Origin of the sequence: Pseudomonas sp. AN-B15 (assembly GCF_019056475.1) — a bacterium.
Classification (GTDB): Bacteria; Pseudomonadota; Gammaproteobacteria; order Pseudomonadales; family Pseudomonadaceae; genus Aquipseudomonas; species Aquipseudomonas parakoreensis.
In genome coordinates, this window is record NZ_CP049737.1 from 4,738,911 (window position 1) to 4,761,491 (window position 22,581).

Consider the following 22,581-nt stretch of genomic DNA (forward strand, 5'->3'; position numbering starts at 1 on the left):
TGAGGGGATTCATCCCCGATGGGCTGCGCAGCAGCCCGAAGTCTATGCATGCGGTCTTTCAGTTACACCGCAGTGAATGGTTTTGGGGCGGCTTCGCCACCCATCGGGGATAAATCCCCTCACCACAATAAATCTCATCAACAGGCCCGCCTGCTGCCACAGGTTTGCAAACCATTGAGTCCGAACCAGGGAAACCGTATGAGCCTGTCACTCCTGAGCCGCTACGCCTTCTTTGCCGTCTGCGTGATCTTCACCCTCGCCAGCCTGCCCTTTCTCGAACACGACTGGCTGTGGCCGATCACCGCCGTCACCGGCGTGCTGAGCCTGCTCGGTCTGTTCGACCTGCTGCAGAGCCCGCACGCGGTGCGCCGCAACTACCCGATCCTGGGCAACATTCGCTATCTGGTCGAAGGCATCCGCCCGGAGATCCGTCAGTACCTGCTTGAATCCGACAGCGACGCCCTGCCCTTCTCCCGCGCCCAGCGCTCGCTGGTCTATTCGCGGGCGAAGAACGAAACCGCCGACAAACCCTTCGGCACGCTGATCGACGTCTATCAATCGGGCTTCGAATTCATCGGCCACTCGATGCGCCCGGCGCCGTTGAGCGACCCGAGCAGTTTCCGCGTCACCGTCGGCGGCCCGCAATGCACGCAGCCGTATTCGGCGTCGGTGTTCAACATTTCGGCCATGAGCTTCGGCTCGCTCAGCGCCAACGCCATCCGCGCGTTGAACCAGGGCGCCAAACTCGGCAACTTCGCCCACGACACCGGCGAAGGCAGCATCAGCCCGTATCACCGCGAACACGGCGGCGACCTGACCTGGGAACTGGGCAGCGGTTATTTCGGCTGCCGTACCAGCGATGGCCGTTTCGACCCGGAACGCTTCGCCGCCCAGGCGCAGAATCCGCAGGTGCGGATGATCGAAATCAAGATGAGCCAGGGCGCCAAACCCGGCCACGGCGGGATCCTGCCCAAGCACAAGGTCACTCAGGAAATCGCCGACACCCGCGGCATCCAGATGGGCGAAGACTGCATCTCGCCATCTCGCCACAGCGCGTTTTCCACGCCGATCGAAATGATGCAGTTCATCCAGCAACTGCGTGAGCTGTCCGGCGGCAAACCGGTGGGTTTCAAGTTCTGCCTCGGGCATCCGTGGGAGTTCATGGGCATCGCCAAAGCCATGCTGGAAACCGGCATCCTGCCAGACTTCATCGTGGTCGACGGCAAGGAAGGCGGCACCGGCGCCGCGCCGGTGGAGTTCACCGACCACATCGGCGTGCCGATGCGCGAAGGCCTGCTGTTTGTGCATAACACGCTGGTCGGCCTGAACCTGCGCGACAAGATCAAGCTCGGCGCCAGCGGCAAGATCGTCAGCGCGTTCGACATCGCCAGCGTGCTGGCCATCGGCGCCGACTGGGCCAACTCCGCGCGCGGCTTCATGTTCGCCATCGGCTGCATCCAGTCGCAAAGCTGCCACACCAACAAATGCCCGACCGGCGTCGCCACCCAGGACGCCCTGCGTCAACGCGCCCTCGTGGTCCCGGACAAGGCCCAGCGCGTCTACAACTTCCACCGCAACACGCTCAAGGCACTGGCAGAAATGTTGGCGGCGGCCGGTCTTGAGCATCCATCACAACTGTCGGCCAAGCACCTGGTGCGGCGCATGTCGGCGACCGAGATCAAGCTGTTCTCGCAGCTGCATGTGTTTCTCAAGCCAGGTGAGTTGCTCACGGGCGAGGTCAATGGCGAGTTCTACTCGCGGATGTGGCAGATGGCCCGGGCTGACAGTTTCGAGCCGCAGGAGGTGGCCGCGGCTTAAGGCCACCGGTCGCGAATGACGCGGTGTTGACGCTGAACAGGTAGGCCGCCGCCGAGCCGCTCCACAGCGTCTGCCGCGTTTGCCAATCGCCGCTGAACAGGGTGCGGAAGTGATCGGGCGATTCCAGCGGTATCCACCAGACTCGGTGCCGGCGGCATTGCACCAGCGCCGGGTCATGGAAATAGATCCAGCGCCTGGCGAGCGGGATCAGCGCGTAGCCACCGCGTACCGAGGAGGCGAGGAACGCCGGGAACGCCGTGCGCACATGAAACCGCGGCTCAATGGCGCTGGTGTTGTAGTAGAGAAACGGCAAGTACGAAATCAGCGAGTCGAGGATGATGTCATCGCCGGGCTGGGCCTCGCGTTCGATCTGGCTGGCCAGCCCATCCAACCGGTAGTCCCGGCGCATCTCGGTGCCATCCATGCCATCGGCCTGGCGATAGACCATCGCCAGACCGTAGCATTGTCCGACGACCACCAGCACGAACAGCGCCATGGCCGGGCGCGGGTATCGGCGTGCCAACGAGTCCAGTGCCACGGCGATAAGCAGGGGGATGCCGGGGGCCGCGAACACCAGATAGCGCGCAAGAAACAGCGGCATGAACAGCGCCAGGACAAACAGCGAGATCGTCGGAATAAAAAAGTAGCCGAGCAGCAACGGCCGGTAACGCCGTTCGCCGATGCCTTGCGCCACGATCAGCGTTGCGCAGAGCACGATCAGCAGCAAAGGCGCCAGCCGCCACCACGACGCGGGTGCCACGCGCGGCTCCATCAACATGAATTGCCAGGGCAGCCCCAGTGCAGCCTGCACGGTCACAGGCTCGATCCACGCCGCGACACCGGCGGACAACTGTTCAAGCAGATTCGGCAGCCACGGCACAAACAACAGCACAATCGCCGCGTTGGCCAGGCACCACGCGCGGGGTGAAAGGCTCGCGGCGTGATCCGCTCGCGCCCGCCACCAGAACAGCCAGTGCACCAGTACGCAGCCCGCGGCGAAATAATGCGTGTAAAACGCCGCGCTCATCAGCAACACGTACAGGCACGGCCAGCGTTTTTGCCCGGGTGTCCGCGCCCAGCAGACCAGCGCCACGGTCGCGGCCATCAGCCAGAATCCGAGCAGGGTGTACATCCGCACTTCCTGGCTGTAGCGCACCGAAACGGGCAGCAGCGCCAGCAACAGTGCCGCCATCCAGGTCGCCCGCCGCGTGGCCACCAGACGCATCAACTGGATGCCGAGCAACACGCTGCCAACGTCCGCCAACACGCTCAAGCCCCGTGCCGCCCCGGCAGAATCGCCCCAGGCCATGCCCCAGTAATGCAGCAGCACGTAATACAGCGGCGGATGCACATCCAGTGCGGTCAACGCCCAGATGCGCGCCGGCGTTTCTCGAGCCAGCAGCACACTGTAGGCCTCGTCATACCAGATCACGGGGACAGTAATGGAGTAGAACCGCACACACAGCGCGATAATCAGAACTGTCGCCAGAGCCAGCTGATCGGCCCGCACTGAAACATTCGCGTCTTTGAAAAAAGGTGCGGCTACCCAGAGTTTCATGTCCGTTGTCCTCGAAACAGCACGAACCGGAAAAAGCAGTACCCCAACATCAGGTCCAGCGCGGTAAACACTGTCACCGTCAGCAGCCCGCCCCAGTCGCGCGTATCGGCAATCGCGCCGATACCGAAGCTTGTGCCCCCCATCAGTGCGATAAACAGCACGTAGCCGAGCACCCATGTCTTGCTGTCGAAGGTGTAAAGCAGGTTCACGTAAAACGAGAACGCCGCCGCCACGCAGAATGCGCCGAAGTTACTGGCTGCCTGGGTCAACCCGATGGCGCTGCACAGGACGAAAAAAATCTGCCAGTGGATAAGTGCATCAGCGATGCCAATCACTGTCAGCGCAGGAAATCCTTTCATTACGGTTCCTTGCCATGGCTTGGTACGGCTGACTTTCGAAGCTAGGGCAAGGCGCTTGAGTGGTCTACTGTCAGAAATTACAGGTGCGGGATGGATTGCGACGGACGGTCAGGGTTACCACTGCAGCAACCTGCCGTGAGGCGGTTCCTTCATGACGATGAAACCGTAATCGCCAATCAGGTAAATCCGGTAATACAGGCTGTCCACCAGCGCTGGAAAACCCTGATAACCGACGCGGGTGGCGTTGCGCCGCTCGCGTTCGGCGACCACGTTGGTGATGCCTGCTGACGGCAGATTTTCCGCGAGCATGAAGTAGTCGACGTTGAGTAGATAGTGCAGCACCGGTAGCCGTTTGAATGAACCGGTCGCACTGACCAGCCAGCGATCGGAGTAGCTGACTGAGAGGTAAATCCGCTTCGCTTCACGCAGCTCGCGATGGGCGGCGATGTCGTGGCTCAGGCTGTACAGCGCGCTGTTGGCAAAGGTTTTCTGCAGGCTCAGCACCCGGCCATAGGCGAAGGACAGCGAGAGTGTCGCCAGCAGCGGGATGATCAGCAGCAAGGGCAAGCGGCGGTGCCCGGACGCCAGCGCAACGTGCGCCAGATAGAACAGCCCCAGCAGTAACACGCCGAACCCCATCAGGGTCCGCGCACCTTCATTGAAATCCCGAAACAGCAGAGTGATTCCGGGCACCAGCCAGACCAGAACGGGCAGCGTGAGCAAACACAGCAGCAGGCTTGGCCAACGGCGTTGGTGGCACTGAACCAGACGCAGGCAGCCCGCGAATGCACATACCACCAATGCAGCGAAAACCCAGACGTAGCCGCCGTGAAACAACAGTGCAACGTTCTGCAGCACCCGAGAGAAATTGATGCCGATCTGCAACAGCGGGTGGGTGTCCAGGTTCAACAGATCCGTTCTTCGTAACGTCTCCATGAACGGATAAGCCGTGACGCTATAGATCAGGATGCCGAGGCCCGCTTGTGCGAGCTTCCAGCCCAGCATCCGCAGGATTTGCGGCCACTGCGTTTGCCGCTGAACAGCCCTGATCAACTCGACACCACACAGACCGAAAAACACATTGAGGCTGATCTGATACAGCCCGATCGCCAGTGCCAGCAACGCCGCCGGTACCAGCCAGCGCGGTACCCGCGATGAAGCTTCGAACGTGATGGCGTAGATCACCGCGACCATGCTCAAGACCATGATCGGGCCGTCGTATTGATAGGACAGGTTCTGCAGCAGAAACGGGTTGTACCAGAGCGGCAACGCGACCAGGCAACAGGCCAGCGTCGGTTCGACAAAGTAGTGAACGGTCAGCCGAGCCAGCGCCAGACTCATCGCCACGACCGCGAGCAACAGGGGTAACGGATAGATGTTCGGTGCCGCCCCGGTGAACGTCAGTGCCTGATAAAACCAGTCGGCAAACAATCGGCCCTGCCCGGCCCAGGCATTCGCGGCGGCCAGCGTGCGCCAGTTGTCGTCAATGTAGGGGAAGTCGGCGAGGATCAGCGGCAGGGCGTACAACGCGGTGGCAAGCAGGAAGAACAGCACGACTTGCCGCTGACTGAGTTCTCGCTCGATAAATGCGCTCGCCCTCATGTCTGCGCCTCGGTTACTGCCGCGCGGGAATGCAAAGAGATACAGGTTTGAGCCTGATCGGCCGCTTTGTATCGCTCTTTCAGACCGGCGGTAACACGGCAAAAGATCGCAGCCTGCGGCAGCTCCTGCACGGGAAATGTATCAACCCTGTAGGAGCTGCCGCAGGCTGCGATCTTTTGCTTTTGCTATCGCCTACATCAAGTCGCCGAACGCACCGCGCCCTGCGTTTCACCGCTCGGTTGCAACTTGAACACGTAGAACAACACCGTCAGCAGCACCAGGAACGCCGGCCCCACGTACAGTGCCACGCGGGTGTCCGGGAAGTACGCCATCAGGCCGACCACCAGCACCAGAAACGCCAGCGCGAAATAAGAGCTGACCGGGTACAGCCACATCTTGTATTTCAATCCGGCACGTTCGCTGGCGCTCAAACCTTTGCGGAATTTCAGTTGCGCCAGCAGGATCATGACCCAGGTCCAGATCGCGCCGAAGGTGGCGATCGACGTCACCCAGACGAAGACTTTCTCCGGCACCAGGTAGTTGAGCAGCACACCGATCAACAAGGCGAAAATCGACAGCAGCAACGCCCGGCGTGGCACGCCGTTGGAGGTCTTGGCGAATCCGGCCGGGGCCTGGCCGTTCTGCGCCAGGCTGTAGAGCATGCGCCCGGTGCTGAAGATACCGCCGTTGCACGACGACAGTGCCGCCGTGATCACCACGAAGTTGATGATCCCGGCGGCGGTCTTGATGCCCAGACGTTCGAAGGTCATCACGAACGGGCTGCCTTGAGTGCCGATTTCGTTCCACGGGTAGATCGACAGGATCACGAACAGTGCGCCCACGTAGAACAGCAGAATGCGCCAGAACACCGAGCCGATCGCATCGGGAATGGTCTTCTGCGGGTTCTTCGCTTCACCGGCGGTCAGGCCGATCATCTCGACACCGAGGTAGGCGAACATGACCATTTGCAGGGACATCAGCACCCCGGTCACACCGTTGGGCATGAAGCCGCCGTGAACCCACAGGTTGGAAATCCCCAGCGCCACGCCGTCGTTGCCGAACCCGAAGGCAATGATGCCGACGCCGCCGATGACCATGGCGATGATGGTGACGATCTTGATCAGGGCGAACCAGAACTCGAATTCACCGAAGGCCTTTACCGCGATCAGGTTGATCGAACCCATGCTGACCAGCGCCGCCAGGGCCCAGATCCAGCGCGGCACATCGGGGAACCAGATGCCCATGTACACGGCGACCGCCGTGATTTCCGCGACGCAGGTCACCAGCCACAGGAACCAATAGTTCCAGCCGGTGAGAAAACCCGCGAGCGGGCCGAGGTAATCCTGGGCATAGCGGCTGAACGAACCGGCCACCGGGTTGTGCACGGCCATCTCGCCGAGGGCGCGCATGATCACCAGGATCGCCAGGCCGCCGAGAATGTAGGAGAGCATGATCGCCGGACCGGCCATTTCAATGGCCTTGGCCGAACCCAGGAACAGGCCGACACCGATACAGGCGCCGAGCGCCATCAGGCGGATATGCCGTTCACCGAGTTCGCGTTTGAGCGGGCCGCCGTGAGCGGTCTCGCCATGGGGCAGGTGATTGCCGACTGGCATAGGGATACAACCTCGTCTTGTTATTGGATATGACCGCCGAGCGGCGAAGCGTCGACCGATAGGCCTGAACTTCCCGAAACCGCGCCGGCCTCGTGGGCAAACGCGTCTCGCAGGTCCCGACCTGCAAGATCAGCGGGGGCGTGCAGTATAAAAAGCTTGTGACAGGGCTTTTCACTCTATAAGCCCTAACATTTAGCGGGAAATCTCGGCATTCCGCCGGTTTACGGAGAGGCATTACCTGGACTCCGTAGGATTTTTCCCCACTAAAAAGGCCAGCGAGTATTGCACAGCATTGGTGCATCGTCATGCCCCTGCGTTGGTGGTATTGCGTAGGTGATGGCTCTAGCACAGCTGTTTCGATGTGCTTGGCTGTCTATTCCCCTGTGGCGAGGGAGCTTGCTCCCGCTCGGCGGCGAAGCCGTCGTATTAACGCGCACGCGATGCTTCAGACAAATTGCGACTACAGGGATTGGGACTGCTGCGCAGTCCAGCGGGAGCAAGCTCCCTCGTCACAGAGAAGGCGACATCTGCAAATTTTCGGAAATTTCGTACAGTCATCGCAGACCCAATTCTTGAATGCTGCGACTAGCGTGAATAAGGATTGAACTCGCAAAGGACGCAACGGAATGCGTAACCCCCCAAATTCACATCGGCTCCGCCGAGGGCGTTGTTCGGAGTTAGGACGTGCTTATCTCATAATTACTGTGGTGCATCAGCGGCGCAGAATATTCAGCGATTGGCAGGTGGGGCGTTTGTTGATTGCGGAACTCAGGCGAGCTCATGATCAACGATGGGTCGATTCGATAGCCTGGGTGGTGATGCCTGACCACTTACATTGGTTGGTCCAGCTGGAAGAAATACATATTGAACGTCTGATGCAAGCGGTGAAATCCCGCAGCACATTGACGATCAATCGCGCCCTGAACCGAAAAGGCGCGTTTTGGCAAACCGGCTATCACGACCATGCCATCCGTGACGGCGAAAACTTGAAACCATACGCGCGGTACATCATCGCCAATCCGCTGCGGGCTGGTCTGGTCGAAAAAATTGGCGACTACCCGCTTTGGGACGCCTGCTGGCTCTAAAGCTCCCACTTCCCCTGTGGCGAGGGAGTTTGCTCCCGCTCGGCGGCGAAGCCGTCGTAAGCCCTGCGCACGCGGTGTTTCAGAAAGATCGCGACTACAGGGATTGGGGCCGTTGCGCAGTCCAGCGGGAGCAAGCTCCCTCGCCACAGCTGCATTTTTATTCAGAAACCAACCCACTCAAACCCCGCACATTTTTTTCCCCATCACCAACCACCGTCTAAGCTTCAGTCAAGTCCGATCAATCTGCGTGAATGGATCAATCGACTATGGGCGCTTTGTGGCAAACCGATTCGAGTAAAGCCGTGGTTCCGACTGAACGTGTGGATGAAGCGCCTGTCCCCCCTAAAAAACGCCGCAACCGGCATGGCTGGAAGGCGTTCTGGTTATTGCTGCTGATTATTGCCATCGTCGTGGGTCTGGCCGCGAGCAAGGAGATGCGCACCTCGCGTTTCCAATCCCGGGAGCTGAGCCAGTACGCGGCGTCGCTCAAATATCAGCTGGAACCCGGCCCCAGCGAAGCGATCCGCTATCCGGGCAACGGGCCGTTCGATCTGCGTCTGGGCTACAGCTCCCTCGATGAATTCTTGCCGCGCCTGCTCAAGCGCGACTACGTGATCACCGAGCAGACGCGGTTTTCTCCGGCGCTGCTGAGCTACACCGACAAAGGCCTGTTCGTGCCCTATTCGGAAAAGATCCAGGCTGGGCTGTCGATCACCGATTGCCGCGCTGCGCCGTTGTATCAATACAAGTATCCGCAGCAGCTGTATTCGAGTTTTGCGGCCATTCCGCCGGTGGTGGTCAGCAGTTTGCTGTTCATCGAAAACCGCTTTCTGCTCGATCCCAAACAACCGCTGGCCAACCCGGCGGTGGACTGGCCGCGCTTCGGCATGGCCGCCTGGTCACAGGTGGCGAAGTTGCTGCACCTGCCGGGGCAATCGGCGGGCGGCAGCACTTTGGCGACGCAACTGGAGAAGTACCGGCACTCGCCCGATGGCCTGACGGTGTCCGGTGCGGAGAAGATCCGCCAGATGATTTCCGCCAGCGTGCGCGCCTATCAGCCCGGGCCGCAAACCCTCGGCGCGCGGCAGAACATCATCCGCGACTACCTCAACAGCGTGCCCCTCTCCGCCGTGCCGGGGCATGGTGAGGTCCATGGCATGGCCGAAGGTTTGCGGGTCTGGTACGGCAGCGATTTCAACCAGGCCAATGCACAGCTGAACAGCCCGGCCACCGACCCGAAAACCATGGCCGACAAAGGCCTGGCCCTGCGCGAAATGCTCTCGCTGATGATCGCCCAGCGCCGTCCTTCGCACTACCTGACCAAGGGCCGTGAAGAACTCGCCGACCTCACCGACAGCCACTTGCGCCTGCTCAAGCAGAACGGCGTGATCGACAGCGCACTGGCCGATGCCGCGCTGGCGAGCAAGGTCACTTACCGCGACTGGCAGACCCAGCCGACCCTCCAGCCGATCGAAACCAACAAGGGCATCAGCGTTGCCCGCAGCCGTCTGGCGACAATGCTCAATCGCCCGCTGTACGACCTCGATCGGCTCGACCTGTCAGCCACCAGCACCTTGCAGGGCGATCTGCAAACCCAGGCCACCGACTACCTGAAAAAGCTCGCCGATCCCGCGTTCGCCGGGCAGATCGGTCTGATTGGCGAACGCCTGCTCACCCCCACCAGCACCACCCAGGTGCGCTACAGCTTCACCCTGTTCGAACTGACCCCGGACGGCTCGCGGGTACGCGTGCAGACTGACAGCACCGATCAGCCGTTCGACATTAACGAGGGCAGCAAGCTGGAGCTCGGCTCGACGGCGAAAATGCGCGTGCTGACGACCTACCTGCAAATCATCTCCGAACTGCACGACAAGTACGGCGCCATGAGCGTGCCGGAACTGAAGAAAGTCGAAGTGCCGGATCAGGATCGCTTGAGCCAATGGGTAATCGATTATCTGATCCAGAACAAGGATCACGACCTGTCGAAAATGCTCGGTGCCGCGCTCGACCGCAAATATTCCGCCAGCCCCGGCGAGGCGTTTTTCACCGGTGGCGGCCTGCATGTGTTCCATAACTTTCGCAAGGAAGACAACGGCCGCATGCCGACCTTGCGCGACGCCCTGCGCGAATCGATCAACCTGCCGTTCATTCGCCTGATGCGCGATGTGGTGCGCTACGTCACTTACTCCGGCCCCAACAGCAGCGCCGAATTGCTCAAGGACGACCGCGACCCGCGACGGCAGGAATACCTGGCCAGTTTCGCTGACCGCGAAGGCACCTCGTTCCTGCTCAAATTCTGGAAGAAGTACAAGAACAAGGACACCCAGGCGCGCCTCGACACCTTCCTCGACAGCATGCGCCCGACGCCGATCCGCATGGCCGCCGTGCATCGTTACTTGCTGCCCAATGCCAGTCAGGAAGACTTCAACAGCTTCGTGCGCGCGCACCTCAAAGGCGCCAAGCTCACCGAAAAACTCACCGACGATCGTCTGATCCGGCTGTACGACGCCTACGGCCCCGGCACCTACGATCTGCCGGATCAGGGCTTCATCGCCAAGGTGCACCCGCTGGACCTGTGGTTGATGGGCTACCTGCTGCACAACCCGGATGCCACCTTCAGTCAGGTCGTCAAGGCCAGCCAGTTCGAGCGTCAGGAGGTCTACAGCTGGCTGTTCAAGAGCAAGCACAAGGGCGCCCGTGACAGCCGCATCCGTACCATGCTCGAAATCGAGGCGTTCCTCGAGATTCACCAGCGCTGGCAGAAAGTCGGCTATCCGTTCGACCACCTGGTGCCGTCGCTGGCCACCGCCATTGGCAGCTCCGGTGATCGCCCGGCAGCACTCGCCGAGCTGATCGGCACTATCCTCAACGACGGCGTGCGCATGCCGACCCTGCGCATCGACAGCCTGCATTTTGCCGCCGGCACGCCTTATGAAACGCGCCTGACCAACGACCCGCATGTCGGTAAACGGGTGATGCCGTCGGAGGTCGCAACGGCGATGCGCGAAGCCCTTTCGCAAGTGGTGGACTCGGGCACGGCGAAACGGGTGTCCGGCAGTTTCAAGACCGCCGACGGCACTCCGTTGGTGATGGGTGGCAAGACCGGCACCGGCGACAACCGCATCGAAGCCATCGGCTCCGGCGGGCGGATCCTCAGTTCCAAGTCGATCAACCGCACCGCGACCTTCGTGTTCTACATCGGCAACAACCACTTCGGCACACTCACCGCGTTCGTCCCCGGGCGTTCGGCGGAGAACTTCAAGTTCACCTCGGCGCTGCCGGTGCAGGTGCTCAAGGGCATGGCGCCGATCCTTTCACCGTACCTGCAGCCGGGTACGCATACCCTGTGCCAGCCCGACCCGCTGACCGCAGCACGTTAGGTTCGCTGCGGGGCGGTATCGGAGTATTTTTTGCCATTGAATTTCCGCTGTGTCGCGGCGTAAACCTGCCGTGCTTTCAACCTGTTTTTGCGCTTTTTTCGCGCCGGGTCATTTCTTAGTCTGATCGCTCCATTTTGATCAACGGACGATCAGGCCATGCCCAACCCTTCCCTGACACTGTATCGATCGCAGCAGACGCCTTCTGCCCAAGGTCATAAAAGTGTCCATTACGATCTGGTTAAAGACGCCCTTCCCGACTGGCTGTACAAGGCTTCGGCAGCACGGATCGAATCATTGAAAAACGTCACCCTGACCATGCCTGCATGGCATCGCAGCGCTGCGGCCAGCGAGCATCAACAGCTCAAGGATGAAATACGCCAGGCATGGATCGCGCAGAACAGCATCGATCGCGCGCTGAGCAATCTGCAGGATCCGCGCACCTTTGCCAGACCTTTGCTGCAACAGGCCCTGAAGACGCGCTTCGGTGTCGAGGACGACGTCGAAGACACCTGGGTACGGCTGTACATGCCGGCCAAGACCTCCTGGTGGGCGCATGACTTTGCCAACGGCACGCAAAGTCGCACGGTGTCGCTGCTGGACGCGGCATTGCACAACTTTTCCAGCGACGAAACGTTCGCTGCCGACTCCTGCTTTATCACCCGTCCCGATGCGCTCGGGCAGTTTTCGGTCAAGGCGCTCACGCACAGGATCAGCGTCGAGCAGTTCAAGGCATTGTGTCGCGAGCTGGATATCGGCGCGCGCTACCAGACCCACTTGCACGAGTTCGTGCTTTCGAAAAACCCGGTGGCCCGTCAATACCTGCAGATCAAGGTGACACGCAGCCAGAAACAGACATTGCGGGTCGCCGCGCGCATGGCCCTGCTTAAAGGCGACATCGACCGTCTGGCATTTGAAGTGGTGCAAGGCATGCTCGAAGACCGTGCCCAGGTACTGTGGCACGGCAAGGCTGTGCGCTATCACACGCTGACGATGATGGACACAGCACTGACAGGCATTGTCCTGATCTGCGCCGACCCGCTTGCCGCCACGCGGCCCGTGCCGGTTCTGGCCTATGTGCCCAACGACCCGGAACACCCGCTCAAGCAATATCCCGATTCACTGGCGTTCATGGCCGAGCTGACCCGCCAGTTGCGGGACACCTCAGCGTCCTCGTCCTACCAGCGGTTTTTCAGTCAGTTTGTCCCGCAGCGTCAGCGAGGCTATTTCTTCGCCCGATTGAACGAGCGCCTCAGTCATGTGACATGGCAGCCGACGCCCTCCGGGTCGAATTTGCCCAACTGGCGCGATACGCCTGTGGATCATCCCAACCTGCAATTTCGCGTGACGCCGGTTCAACAGGATCGCGAAACACGCTTTACCGGTGACCTGTGGCAGTACCTCTACCAGCAGAAACTCAACAAGATGCTCAACGATGCCCGGGAGATTGCGATAGCCACCGAATACGCCGATCGTATGGCCCGCTGGGCATGGTGGGACAACCTGGAAAAAATCCTCACGGACATGCTCAATCTGGCGATGCTGGTGGCCGTGCCCTTCGCTCCCGAGCTGGGCGTATTGATGCTGGCCTATACCGCGTACCAGGTCACCGATCAGATTGTTGAGGGAGTCGTCGATCTGGCCGAAGGTCACTTGGCCCAAGCCGGCGCTCAAGCCATCGGTGTGCTGGAAAGTATCGTGCAACTGGGGATTTTCGCTGCAGGTGCCGAATTGGGCAACGCGGCGCTGGTCAAGCTCTCGCCGTTTTTTGAAAACCTGAAACCGGTAAAACTGGGCGACGGCCAGACACGCCTCTGGAACCCTGACCTCACTCCGTATCGCGTCACCGACCAGATACTGCCCGCCTCCATCCGTCCTGATGCGCAAGGCTTGCACGTACTGGGCAACAAGCACGTGGTGAAACTGGATCAGCAGGTGTTCGAAGTGACCCGGGATCCGCTGAGCGGTGAACACCGGATTCGTCATCCACGCCGCCCCGACGCCTACGCGCCGACACTCAGGCACAACAGCCATGGCGCATGGGTCGGTGAGTCGGAAAACCCGCGTCAGTGGCAAGGCCCGCAATTGATGCGCCGAATCGGCCATGCCACCGATGGATTCAGCGATGCGCAACTGGAACAGATTCGCCAGTTGACCGGCACCGACGAGAACATCCTGCGGCGCATGCATGTGGAAAACACCCCGCCCCCGCCTCTGCTCGCCGATACCCTCCTGCGCCTGGCAAGCCACCCGGCACCAAAGGACGTGGCGCAAGCTCTTTCTGCCCCGGCCGCCCGGGTACTGCGCGACTGCCCGCAACTGACGCCGGTGCTGGCCGAACGCGTGATTGGCCTGGCCCGTCCACTGGAGATGCAGCGGATCACCCTGCGACGGCAGGTGCCGCTGCGTCTGAAAACCCTGGCCCGCGAGCTGGAGTTTGAGGTGCAGTCGGCTCGAGCGGCGCAAGGGCTGCAGCGCAAAGCGCTGATCACGGTCGAGAGCGAACGCCTGGCCTTGGGCGCGTTGCGTCATCACAGCGATGCCTTTGGCGCGCTGCGGATCGACATCCGTGACGGAACATTCGACGGCCCCCTGCGCAGCAGTGCCGGCGTCGAGTCGGCCGAGCGGAACCGGGTGCTGGTGCGCACCGGCGAGAACCTTTATCAGGTGCGCGATGGCTCGAATCAACTGCTGCATCGGGCTTGCGGTCTGTATGAAGCGATTCTCCATGCGGGCGAACATCAGGGCCGCAGCGTGCTGGGTTACAGCACCCGCGACGCCGCGCAGCTCAAACAATGGATCATTGCCAAAACCACCGCGCCGAGCGAACGGCGCACCGTGCTGGCCGAACCGCCGATCCGCCCCGTTGTTCAATTCGACACTCAACTGTTGGTGCGCGGAGGTGGTTTGAGCCGAGACGGCGAGAGCCTGCATGAACGTATCGAGGATCTGTATCCGCACTTCACGGCGCGCGAGGTCGATGCCTTTGCCCAGGCCTTGACCGAACAGGGCGAACCGCTCAAAGCCATCGAGGCAATGGAGAACGATCTGGAAGAACTGCGTGAAACGATCAATCGCTGGCGCTATCAGCAACCGGACACTTGGGGACCGGGCAGTCATCAGTTTCGCGATGGCGGCGGATTACATATCCACAACCGTCTGCTCGATTGTCTGGAACGCAAGACCGAAAACTTGGGGCAACGCACCGATCCATCCTCCTACGCGCTGGACCTGTCGCGCGAGATGCTTGCGCTGGATCTGGAAACCTGGTGGGCCAAACGTCCGGCGATGAAAAAATTTCTCGACAAGGTCACCGTACTCAAACTCGATAACACCCGATTTGCCACTGATTCCAGCGGTTTGCTCAAGGACTTCCCGCACCTGATCGAACTGAGCGCCAAAGGCTGTGATCTGACCCGTTTGCCAGAGCGCATCGGCACGTCCTTGCGCCGGCTCGAACGTTTGCGCCTGAGCGATAACAAGATTGTGCTGGATGCCGCTGCCGTCGAGCGTTTACGTACCCTGACGTATCTGGAGGTGCTCAAACTCGATGACAACCCGCTGGGGCTGTCGCCTAACCTGTCACGCATGCCCAGGCTCAAGGTGGTGGGCCTGAAGAACACCGGGCTGACCGCCTGGCCTGAAGGCATTCTGGCCAGGCCTCGTCCGCGTGGCCTGTTACTCGACCTGCGCGGCAATCCGCTGGCGACAATTCCGGAGGTGGTCAGCGGCTCCGAGGCACAGTGGCTGGTAGCCCGTACGCGCCTGGACGTGATCAGGCTCTCGGAGGTCAATCAGGTAATCTACCAGGCCCATCGACGCGCGGTGGGTCTGCCCGAGGAAACGCTTCTGCCGGCCGACCCGGTACGCAATTTCTCGATCATTTCCGCGTTTGGCGCCGATTATTGGAGCGACGTGCCCGGTTGGGGCATCAACCGCGAAACGCCTTGGTCGGAGCTGGTGGAAGAACCGGCTGCGCAACCGTTCATGGCGACGCTGCTCGGCGTACGCGAATTCGCCGACTATCGCGCCGGCGGTGAACTGCGCCAGCAACTGATGCAGCGAGTGTGGCGCATGCTCGACGCCGTGCACCACGACAGTCGCTTGCGGGAAAAACTCTTCACCATGGTGGTCGCTCCGGTGGACTGCGCGGACGCCGGCGCTCAGTTGTTCAACCACATGGGCATCAACGTGCTGGCTTCCGAGGCCTACGCCTACGCGATCGGCCCCCGGGAACTGGAAAACAGACTGGTCACCCTGGCCCAGGGCGCGGCGCGCCTGGAACAGGTGAACGACATTGCCCGGGCAGATGTCGAGAGCCGCGGTGGCACCCCGGACGATGTCGAAGTCTACCTGGCCTACCAGACCGGCCTGGCCAGACGCCTGGGCCTGCCCTGGCAGACCGAGTCCATGTTGTTCCGACCGGTGTCGGGCGTGACTGACGCGATGATTGATACAGCGTATGACACGGTGCTGGCACTGGGTGAAGGCGATGGTCTGGTGGACAAGATGCTCGAACAGGACTTCTGGCAGAACTACCTGCAAGAGCAGTTTCCCGCGCGCCTGGCATCGAACAAGCATCGCTACCTGAAGCTGTTCGAACAACTGGAAACCGTGCGCGAAGTGCAGCAGCAATGGCTGGATTCGACCACGGATCAACAGCGCACCGAGCGGCGCAACCGACTGCGCGAACTCGCTGCCGGTCTGCCGATCCCCGACACCGTCCTGTTCGCTGATACACCGATCAGCGAAGCGGCCTATAACCGCGTGCTGATCGATTTGGTGGACGAGGAAAAGGCTCTGGCCAGACGTTTGACTCGTGATGCCATGAGACGCGCCGGTCTGTAACGGTACGTACACCGCGCTGGCCCAATCGCAGGCGTGCGCTGCCGGCCCACCGGGCCAGCGCAGTCCCCGGTGGCAGAACGGCTGTCAGCCAGTCTGCCACCGGAAAAAGCGCAATGGCGGTCTTAGACACCCGAGGGAGGCGTGGCACTGAAGATCAGTTGTACGGTGCCATGGTACGTCCCGGGTTTATAGCCATCGGCGGGTACCTTCGGCTGGATCTCCAGTGCAAAGCGCCCGCCTTTACTGGCCTGAGCCGCCGAAACCACTTCCCGGGGGGTCGGGTCATGGCTCAACGGTTGCCCATTGAAACTGACCTGCAAAAAGATAGCGTCCCGCCCGTTGAACAGATAAGGCTCGGCATCCAGCCGCGCTTCGATCGCGCTGGTGCTGTGTTTGACATCGAAATTCTTGCGCAGCCCCTGCAAGGTCGAGGTATGGATATTCCACGGCAGCGTCTGCTGCAGATGAATCCAGTTGGCTTCGGCGGGAAGCACATAGAAGTCCAGAGTCGGTATATCCACCGACACCTCGAACGTGCGCGCTTCCCTGGCCGCGAACGCTTGCGCACTTGCCAGCGCCATCACGCTGCACAAAGCAATGGTCGATTGCTTGATCATGTCTGCTACCTGTTGCATCGAAAAAAGCGGCAGGGCGAATCCCCCTTTTGCCGCCGCGGGTTACTGGCTGGCGACACGCAGCGCTTTCCTGGCTGCACCTTCGACCAGGTTGAAACGGTATTCCCGGCCCGGTTTCTTCTCGAATTCGAACGACTTGCCAGCCAGGAGGTGGTGCTTGGTGGTCGGTTCGCAGTCGGTCTCGTTCTTTTGCGAGCAGTTGCGAAACTCATCGATCACCACCACCGTATTGCCGTTGTTACGCAGCCGATAAACCCCGGCACGGTCATCGATGACCGTGTCGAACCGAGCGTCTTTCGGCCGGACAAAGAACACCGTGCCAAACCCGGTCATGACATTGACGCCGGCCGAGAGGTTTTCCTTGTAAGCCTCGCGCTCTTCGCTGGAAACGGCGAACTGGTCTTCCTTTTCCGGGACCACCGGCACAAAGCGCACCCGGAAATAGCGCTCGGTATCGCGCTTGCCCATCAGCACCAGACGGGTGGCCTGCATGCCGTTGGCCGGAACAATCAACCGCGCCGGACTGGCCATCAGTCCATCACGGCTGCTGCCATCGGCTTGCTGCCTGACCGGGACTTCGCGGTGACTGCCATCAGCGTCGTAAATGATCTCCAGAATGTTGACCTTGACGAATGCGGTGCCGTCGCCGCTGTTGAATACCCGCTTGAGATAGGTGCTCTTGTCGCTGTCGAGGTAGTCGTAGACCGTTCCGACATTGATTTGCGGCCCGGCCTGAACACCTGCGCAACACAGGCTCAACCCCAGTAAAACCCATAGACCTTTCATACCTTTGAACCTCGTGAAGTTGAACATGGCGCTGGCACGCCTCATCGATCTACGGCCCATCAAATGTCCGAATCCCAGATCACCGTGATATTGCCGACGTAGGTGCCACCCACCCCGGGTATCAATATGATCGGCAGAACATATTCCGGGATTTCAAAGTGCAGGACGCCGGCTCCTCTATCCACATAAAAACCGGGCTGGAACTGTTGCGCGCTGGCTTGGCCGACACGCAGACGACGGCGGTTGACCGGTTGGCCGGAAAGGTCAGTCAACCCATTGGGCAACGTGACGCTGACCCGTACTTCGATATAGTTGTCTGCCGAAGCCGGGTTTTGAATCACACATTCGAGAAGCCCGCGGGAGTCGCATTCCAGGTGCATCTTGAAACGCGATGAGGCCGAAATATGAAAAGGCTGATCGCGAAACAGTCGCACCGGTTTGCGTCCGGCCTGCAACCAGCTTTGCCAGCCACCGGCAGGCACCAGGCGAATTTTTTCGCCGCCCGGCGGAATGTCGACTTTCAAGGTGTGCTGAACTTCCAGGTTGAAATCCAGCGTCAGCTCGGTGTCGTCAGGAATCATCACGTCACCGAAATCGAAATCGCCTCTTGGTCCCATGCTGTATCTCAACGTACCGGTGTAATTGCCGGACGACATTTTCAGCGGGTCGGGTGTCCGTAATTCGTAGGCAAAATCGAGGTAGCCGTAAGTCATTCCGGGGATGTTGAACTGAGCAATTTTGGTGCAGGAACGTTCGTCGGGAACCTTCCAGAAAAAAGCGTAGGTTGACGCCCCGAGAAAGCCCACTCCGGTGGTGCCACAGGGAGGCGCCGGATTGACCCAGCCGTAGCCGTGCCACAGGCGGTTGTGACCCTCACTTGCGGTCGAGGAGCCCGTCAGACTGGCCGCTGAATGACTCAGCACATAGTTGGACCCCACACCTGAGATACGCACTTCCAGATTGCGGGTTTCACCGGTTTCGGTATGGCTGACGGTCAAGGTGCGCCATGCCCCCGGCACTTTGAACATCGCACTGTTGCGCTGGCTGGCATTGGCCTGAATGGGCTGACTGGACTGCACCTGAGTCATCAGCCGCAGGCTGAAGGTATTGCTGTCGCGGCAGATTTGCGGGTAATACTCGCAGTACCCGGTGGAAGGTGTCTGATTGATGAACTCGTTTTTCTGCGGGTTGGCGGGATCGGGTTTGAACAACGCTCGGATTTGCAGCGACGCCGCCTCAACGGGCGATGCCGCCAACAACCCCAACAGACATAGCCACTGCCCACGGCGCAGCCAGCGCGACGCGCATTTTTTGAAGCTGACCATTCAACTGGCCTCCTGTCGTGTGAACGAGACGTCGGCCAATGTGTCGGGTGAGCAGCGCAGATCGCCGATCATCAGCACGTTGCTTTCACTGCGGTGTTTGTCGGTATCGAGCCGGAACTGGCACAACAACTGATCGGCGTAGCGCACTTCCAGGGTCGGTGAGCCGACATGCATCTCCATCGAGAAGAACCCGTCGACCTCGCTCACCCCACGGCTGGCGTGGTTGATCACGTGGTGGCCCTTGAGCGGCCGCCCTTGCGGATCGAGCAGACGTCCGAGCACGGTCACGGTTTTCATCACGCGTACCTTGCGGTACTCCACGCCCCCCTTGTTCAGGTGGTAGCGGGTGCGCGCCGGTTCGATGTTCGCGGCGGGGGCGTGGTTGCCCTGGAAGTCGAAGCTCACCGAGCTGTTCCTGTAGGCGGTCAGCGGGATGAAATTGCGCCCCGCCCGCAACGCCGCGCTGCCTGCGCCGAGATCGTCGGCACGCAAGGCAATGTCGTCGATGTCTGACTCGACATCGACGATCATCCCGGCGCCACGTCCCGGATGCTGGCTGGTCATGACCAGTTGCTGGCCTCCCATGACCACCGTGCTGTCGAGGTTGAGGCCGCCAGTGAAGTTGCCGTTATAGGACGAGCGCTGAAGAAAGCCGTCGCCATTGACCTGATCGGTACGAAAGCTGGCCAGACTCGCCAGGCCGACCCCGTATGTGTCGGTCAGCGCAGTCACCGACACGCTTTGCAGGACATGGTCCTGCAGGTCTTTGCGATAGCCGAACGAGCCATTGTTGTCGCGGCTGCCATCACGGGCGGTACGACTGCCGATACTGGCGGACAGTTGCTGGCCAGGCCCGCCCAGCGCCATGTTGATACTCAGGTCGATCCCGCGATTGCGTGCATCGCCACTGCTGTAACTGCCCGGCCGATCGAACAGCGACAGGCGCCAGTTGGCGTCACTGCCAAACAGTTCGGTGCGTTGTGTCCAGCTCAGGTCCATGCCCACGCCTTCGACGTTGCCTTCGCTGTGCGAGAGCCGCGCACTCAGAGAGTTCTTGCGACTGATGCGGTGGTTGAGCGCCAGCGACGAATTGCTGGTTTCGCCGATGAACACGTTGCGCTGGCGTACGCGGGTGCCATCGGGCAGCGTGTCGTAGGTGTTGCGGGTGTCGAGCCAGCTGCGGTTGTGGCTGACCACCAGGCTGCCGGCGCCGTAGTTGTACAAGCCCTGCACATCGGCGCCGGTGCCGTGATCTTCGGTCTGGTAAAGGTTGGCGTAGAGGCTGATGCTGTCCGCCAGGCTCCAGTCGATCGAGCTGCCGTACTGCAACGTGTCGCGTACCTGGCGCGCTGACAGGCCGAGGATCACTCGCGGGTGCAACAAATAGTTGAGCGCGGCGCCGGCGGTGAGATCGCCGCTTTGCTGTTGCTCCCAATTGCTCAGCAGTTTGCTTTCCTGCCCGGCGAACACGTTGTAGCGCCAGCGCTCGTCGAGGTTTTGCCAGTTGACCGGTTTGTAGACCAGCTCCTGAGTCGTCGAGGTGGTCTGGCCGTCTTCGATCAGGCGCACTTCCACCTCATAAATGCCACCGGGCAGCGGTCGGGTATCGAGGGTCTGCAGACCGGCAGTGACTGACTGGGTGTTGATCAACAGTCCATCGCGATAGATCTCCACCGATGCCTGGCGATTGGCGGTGACGAAAATCGGGTAGACGCTGGGCCGCGGGCTATCGACCGCCAGACTGTCAGAGCTGCCATACATCACGCCGACCGCCGTGTCCGGGCTGGTGCCGAACGAACGGGGCTGGCGGGTCAGGCCTTCGGAATTGGGGGTGAAATAGCCCAGACGGAAAAAACTGCCCTGCAGTTCGCGCTGGGTGTAGAGCTCGTGCACCGCGTGATAGGTCTTGGTGTACGGCCCGCCAAGGCGCGCCAGCTGCATATTGAGGGACTGGCTCCAGTTGCCGAGACTGGCACTGGCTTCCAGACCGAAACGTCCGCCCAGATCCTGATCCTGGCCGCCGTTGAGGTTCAGCTGATTGCGCAGCATCAAGCCTTGGCTGCCACCTTCCGGCTGATCATGAAAACGCTGGACCTGCAGATCGCGCTCGGCGTTGGCAGTGGCGATCGACAGCAGCGAGTTTTGCAGGTTGTAATGCAACTCCAGCAATTGCTCGGGACACTGTCCGCTGCATTTGCCGAGGGCCACACCGGGTTTGAGAATGCTGGCCCACGTTTGCTGTTCGATTGCGCTGTAACGGCTGTCACTGGTGTCAGTGAACTCAAGCAAGGTAATGCGATCATCGCGTGACAACACAATCATTGCCTCGCCCAGCGGTTGTTGATCAAGTTCGACACGAACCGCCAAAGGCACATCAAAGAAATGCTCTTCGAAGTCCGCCGGCAGACCTTTCGCCTGAGCCAGCAAACTTCGCGGGGTATTATCGACTGGAGGCGGCGCCGCCAGTACGCTGCTGCTAAAAAGCAACGCAAGCGCAGTCGCGATGGGCGTCATCGGATACATGAATTAATACTCTGATTACCGGAAGTAAAAGCCCGGCCGGGCAACTTGCAAGTTGCAAATCGCCGACCGGTTACGCCACTTGAACAAGTAACGTCAGGTATTGCCGTTATTACTTACACCGAAGGTTCGACGACCAGCATGACCACACCGGTGTAATCGCCAGCGGCCGGTTTGGCACCGGTGGCGCTGATCTTGAACGGTGCGCGATAACGCGTATTGGACTCGGTATCACCCACCACTTCCTGCGAAGTGGTGGTCAGCGTCTTGCCGTTGAGTTCAACTTTCAGATCGATGGTCTGGTTGCCGGCGATCAGCTTCGGCACGCCTTCCAGACGCGCATGGACCTTGCCTGCGGTATGCAGCACATCGAAGTGGCCATTGACTTCGCGCATCGAAGCGGTCGCCGGGTTGTAGCTCATGTCCTGATCCTTGTTGACCAGATCGGCATCCACCGGCACCGCATAGAAGTCGTCGGCCGGTACGTGCGCCACAATGCTGATCGAGTGCTTGGCTTCGGTCGCGGCAAACGCCATCGAGGCGCTCATGGCCAATACAGTCAGAGGGGCGGCAAAGGCGAGTTTCTTGAACATCATTGAGTACCTGTCTTATATAAATTAGTTGAGTCGTCAACCAGTCAAGGCAAACAGAACAGTCACGAGCAGTTCCTGTTCACCACTAACTTTCAACGCCGAAGCATGTTCAACCAATTTATCTTCAAAGTAAGCAGGCAACGTCCTGCGACCTTGTAGCCTGGACGCCATCAGATGAGAAAGAAAAAACTACAAAACTCAGGAAAGTTCTTGTCCGACTGTAAGATACCGGCTACAGCGCGCCACCCGAGTGACTGGACGCGCCACAACTTTGCAGCAACTTCCGTCAGACATGTACGACACTTTTCCGGAAATAAAGGGCGAAACAGAACATTAGAGACTCAGCACTAATCTGCGCCTTTGCCGGGGGATTTAATACTGCGTTTTCTTGATCATTTTCCGGTTTTTTTGGGCCGCAGATTCGATCGATCAGGTGAGCACCGTTGGTCAGGCCCCCTT

At 60.4% G+C, this 22,581-nt stretch carries 13 protein-coding genes; 4 read left to right on the top strand and 9 right to left on the bottom strand.

Annotation, left to right across the window (positions count from 1 at the left end):
* Positions 1-198: 198 nt before the first annotated feature.
* A complete protein-coding gene (locus GTQ41_RS21400; protein ID WP_047296256.1) occupies positions 199-1,818 on the top strand; it encodes an FMN-binding glutamate synthase family protein in 1,620 nt (539 codons plus the stop codon).
* Here the strand turns inward: GTQ41_RS21400 and GTQ41_RS21405 are convergent.
* From GTQ41_RS21405 to GTQ41_RS21420, 4 genes are all read right to left on the bottom strand, one after another.
* The gene (locus tag GTQ41_RS21405; protein WP_047296258.1) at positions 1,739-3,376 is read right to left on the bottom strand and encodes a glycosyltransferase family 39 protein; all 1,638 of its coding nucleotides are present in this window, start codon (positions 3,374-3,376) and stop codon (positions 1,739-1,741) included. The two genes, GTQ41_RS21400 and GTQ41_RS21405, sit on opposite strands and share 80 nt — an antisense overlap.
* Entirely contained in the window at positions 3,373-3,735 is a 363-nt protein-coding gene (locus GTQ41_RS21410; protein WP_047296260.1) for a polysaccharide synthesis protein GtrA, read from the bottom strand. The genes GTQ41_RS21405 and GTQ41_RS21410 overlap by 4 nt, the downstream gene beginning before the upstream one ends.
* Positions 3,736-3,849: 114 nt before the next feature.
* On the bottom strand, positions 3,850-5,337 hold the full coding sequence (locus tag GTQ41_RS21415; RefSeq protein ID WP_047296262.1) for a glucosyltransferase domain-containing protein: 1,488 nt from the start codon (positions 5,335-5,337) through the stop codon (positions 3,850-3,852).
* A 197-nt stretch (positions 5,338-5,534) separates the two neighbouring features.
* Positions 5,535-6,953: an amino acid permease gene (locus GTQ41_RS21420; RefSeq protein WP_047296264.1), complete on the bottom strand. Its 1,419-nt coding sequence runs from the start codon at positions 6,951-6,953 to the stop codon at positions 5,535-5,537.
* A 626-nt stretch (positions 6,954-7,579) separates the two neighbouring features.
* Here GTQ41_RS21420 and GTQ41_RS21425 point away from each other — a divergent pair.
* The 3 genes from GTQ41_RS21425 to GTQ41_RS21435 all read left to right on the top strand — a co-directional run bounded on the left by GTQ41_RS21425 (position 7,580) and on the right by GTQ41_RS21435 (position 16,263).
* Positions 7,580-8,038, top strand: a complete 459-nt coding sequence (locus tag GTQ41_RS21425; protein ID WP_047296266.1) for a transposase — start codon at positions 7,580-7,582, stop codon at positions 8,036-8,038.
* Between the two features lie 266 nt (positions 8,039-8,304).
* Complete coding sequence (locus GTQ41_RS21430) at positions 8,305-11,418, top strand: transglycosylase domain-containing protein (protein ID WP_047296268.1); 3,114 nt, start codon at positions 8,305-8,307, stop codon at positions 11,416-11,418.
* A 156-nt stretch (positions 11,419-11,574) separates the two neighbouring features.
* Positions 11,575-16,263, top strand: a complete 4,689-nt coding sequence (locus tag GTQ41_RS21435) for an NEL domain-containing protein (protein WP_217325354.1) — start codon at positions 11,575-11,577, stop codon at positions 16,261-16,263.
* Between the two features lie 122 nt (positions 16,264-16,385).
* Here the strand turns inward: GTQ41_RS21435 and GTQ41_RS21440 are convergent, their stop codons facing one another.
* The 5 genes from GTQ41_RS21440 to GTQ41_RS21460 form a co-directional block, all read right to left on the bottom strand.
* Positions 16,386-16,880, bottom strand: a complete 495-nt coding sequence (locus tag GTQ41_RS21440) for a CS1 type fimbrial major subunit (protein ID WP_047296272.1) — start codon at positions 16,878-16,880, stop codon at positions 16,386-16,388.
* A 60-nt stretch (positions 16,881-16,940) separates the two neighbouring features.
* Complete coding sequence (locus GTQ41_RS21445; RefSeq protein ID WP_047296274.1) at positions 16,941-17,684, bottom strand: pilus assembly protein; 744 nt, start codon at positions 17,682-17,684, stop codon at positions 16,941-16,943.
* A gap of 59 nt (positions 17,685-17,743) precedes the next feature.
* Entirely contained in the window at positions 17,744-19,009 is a 1,266-nt protein-coding gene (locus GTQ41_RS21450) for a hypothetical protein (protein ID WP_047296276.1), read from the bottom strand.
* On the bottom strand, positions 19,010-21,532 hold the full coding sequence (locus tag GTQ41_RS21455) for a CS1-pili formation C-terminal domain-containing protein (RefSeq protein ID WP_047296278.1): 2,523 nt from the start codon (positions 21,530-21,532) through the stop codon (positions 19,010-19,012).
* Between the two features lie 113 nt (positions 21,533-21,645).
* Positions 21,646-22,122 (bottom strand): CS1 type fimbrial major subunit, encoded by a 477-nt coding sequence (locus GTQ41_RS21460; RefSeq protein WP_174376817.1) that lies wholly within the window; start codon positions 22,120-22,122, stop codon positions 21,646-21,648.
* Positions 22,123-22,581 lie beyond the last annotated feature (459 nt).

Coding starts and splice junctions, on each gene's coding strand:
- GTQ41_RS21430 (WP_047296268.1), top strand. CDS start 8,305: ATGGGCGCTTTGTGGCAAACCGATTCGAGTAAAGCCGTGGTTCCGACT.
- GTQ41_RS21440 (WP_047296272.1), bottom strand. CDS start 16,880: ATGATCAAGCAATCGACCATTGCTTTGTGCAGCGTGATGGCGCTGGCA.
- GTQ41_RS21445 (WP_047296274.1), bottom strand. CDS start 17,684: ATGAAAGGTCTATGGGTTTTACTGGGGTTGAGCCTGTGTTGCGCAGGT.
- GTQ41_RS21460 (WP_174376817.1), bottom strand. CDS start 22,122: ATGTTCAAGAAACTCGCCTTTGCCGCCCCTCTGACTGTATTGGCCATG.
- GTQ41_RS21435 (WP_217325354.1), top strand. CDS start 11,575: ATGCCCAACCCTTCCCTGACACTGTATCGATCGCAGCAGACGCCTTCT.
- GTQ41_RS21455 (WP_047296278.1), bottom strand. CDS start 21,532: ATGTATCCGATGACGCCCATCGCGACTGCGCTTGCGTTGCTTTTTAGC.
- GTQ41_RS21405 (WP_047296258.1), bottom strand. CDS start 3,376: ATGAAACTCTGGGTAGCCGCACCTTTTTTCAAAGACGCGAATGTTTCA.
- GTQ41_RS21415 (WP_047296262.1), bottom strand. CDS start 5,337: ATGAGGGCGAGCGCATTTATCGAGCGAGAACTCAGTCAGCGGCAAGTC.
- GTQ41_RS21420 (WP_047296264.1), bottom strand. CDS start 6,953: ATGCCAGTCGGCAATCACCTGCCCCATGGCGAGACCGCTCACGGCGGC.
- GTQ41_RS21410 (WP_047296260.1), bottom strand. CDS start 3,735: ATGAAAGGATTTCCTGCGCTGACAGTGATTGGCATCGCTGATGCACTT.
- GTQ41_RS21400 (WP_047296256.1), top strand. CDS start 199: ATGAGCCTGTCACTCCTGAGCCGCTACGCCTTCTTTGCCGTCTGCGTG.
- GTQ41_RS21425 (WP_047296266.1), top strand. CDS start 7,580: ATGCGTAACCCCCCAAATTCACATCGGCTCCGCCGAGGGCGTTGTTCG.
- GTQ41_RS21450 (WP_047296276.1), bottom strand. CDS start 19,009: ATGGTCAGCTTCAAAAAATGCGCGTCGCGCTGGCTGCGCCGTGGGCAG.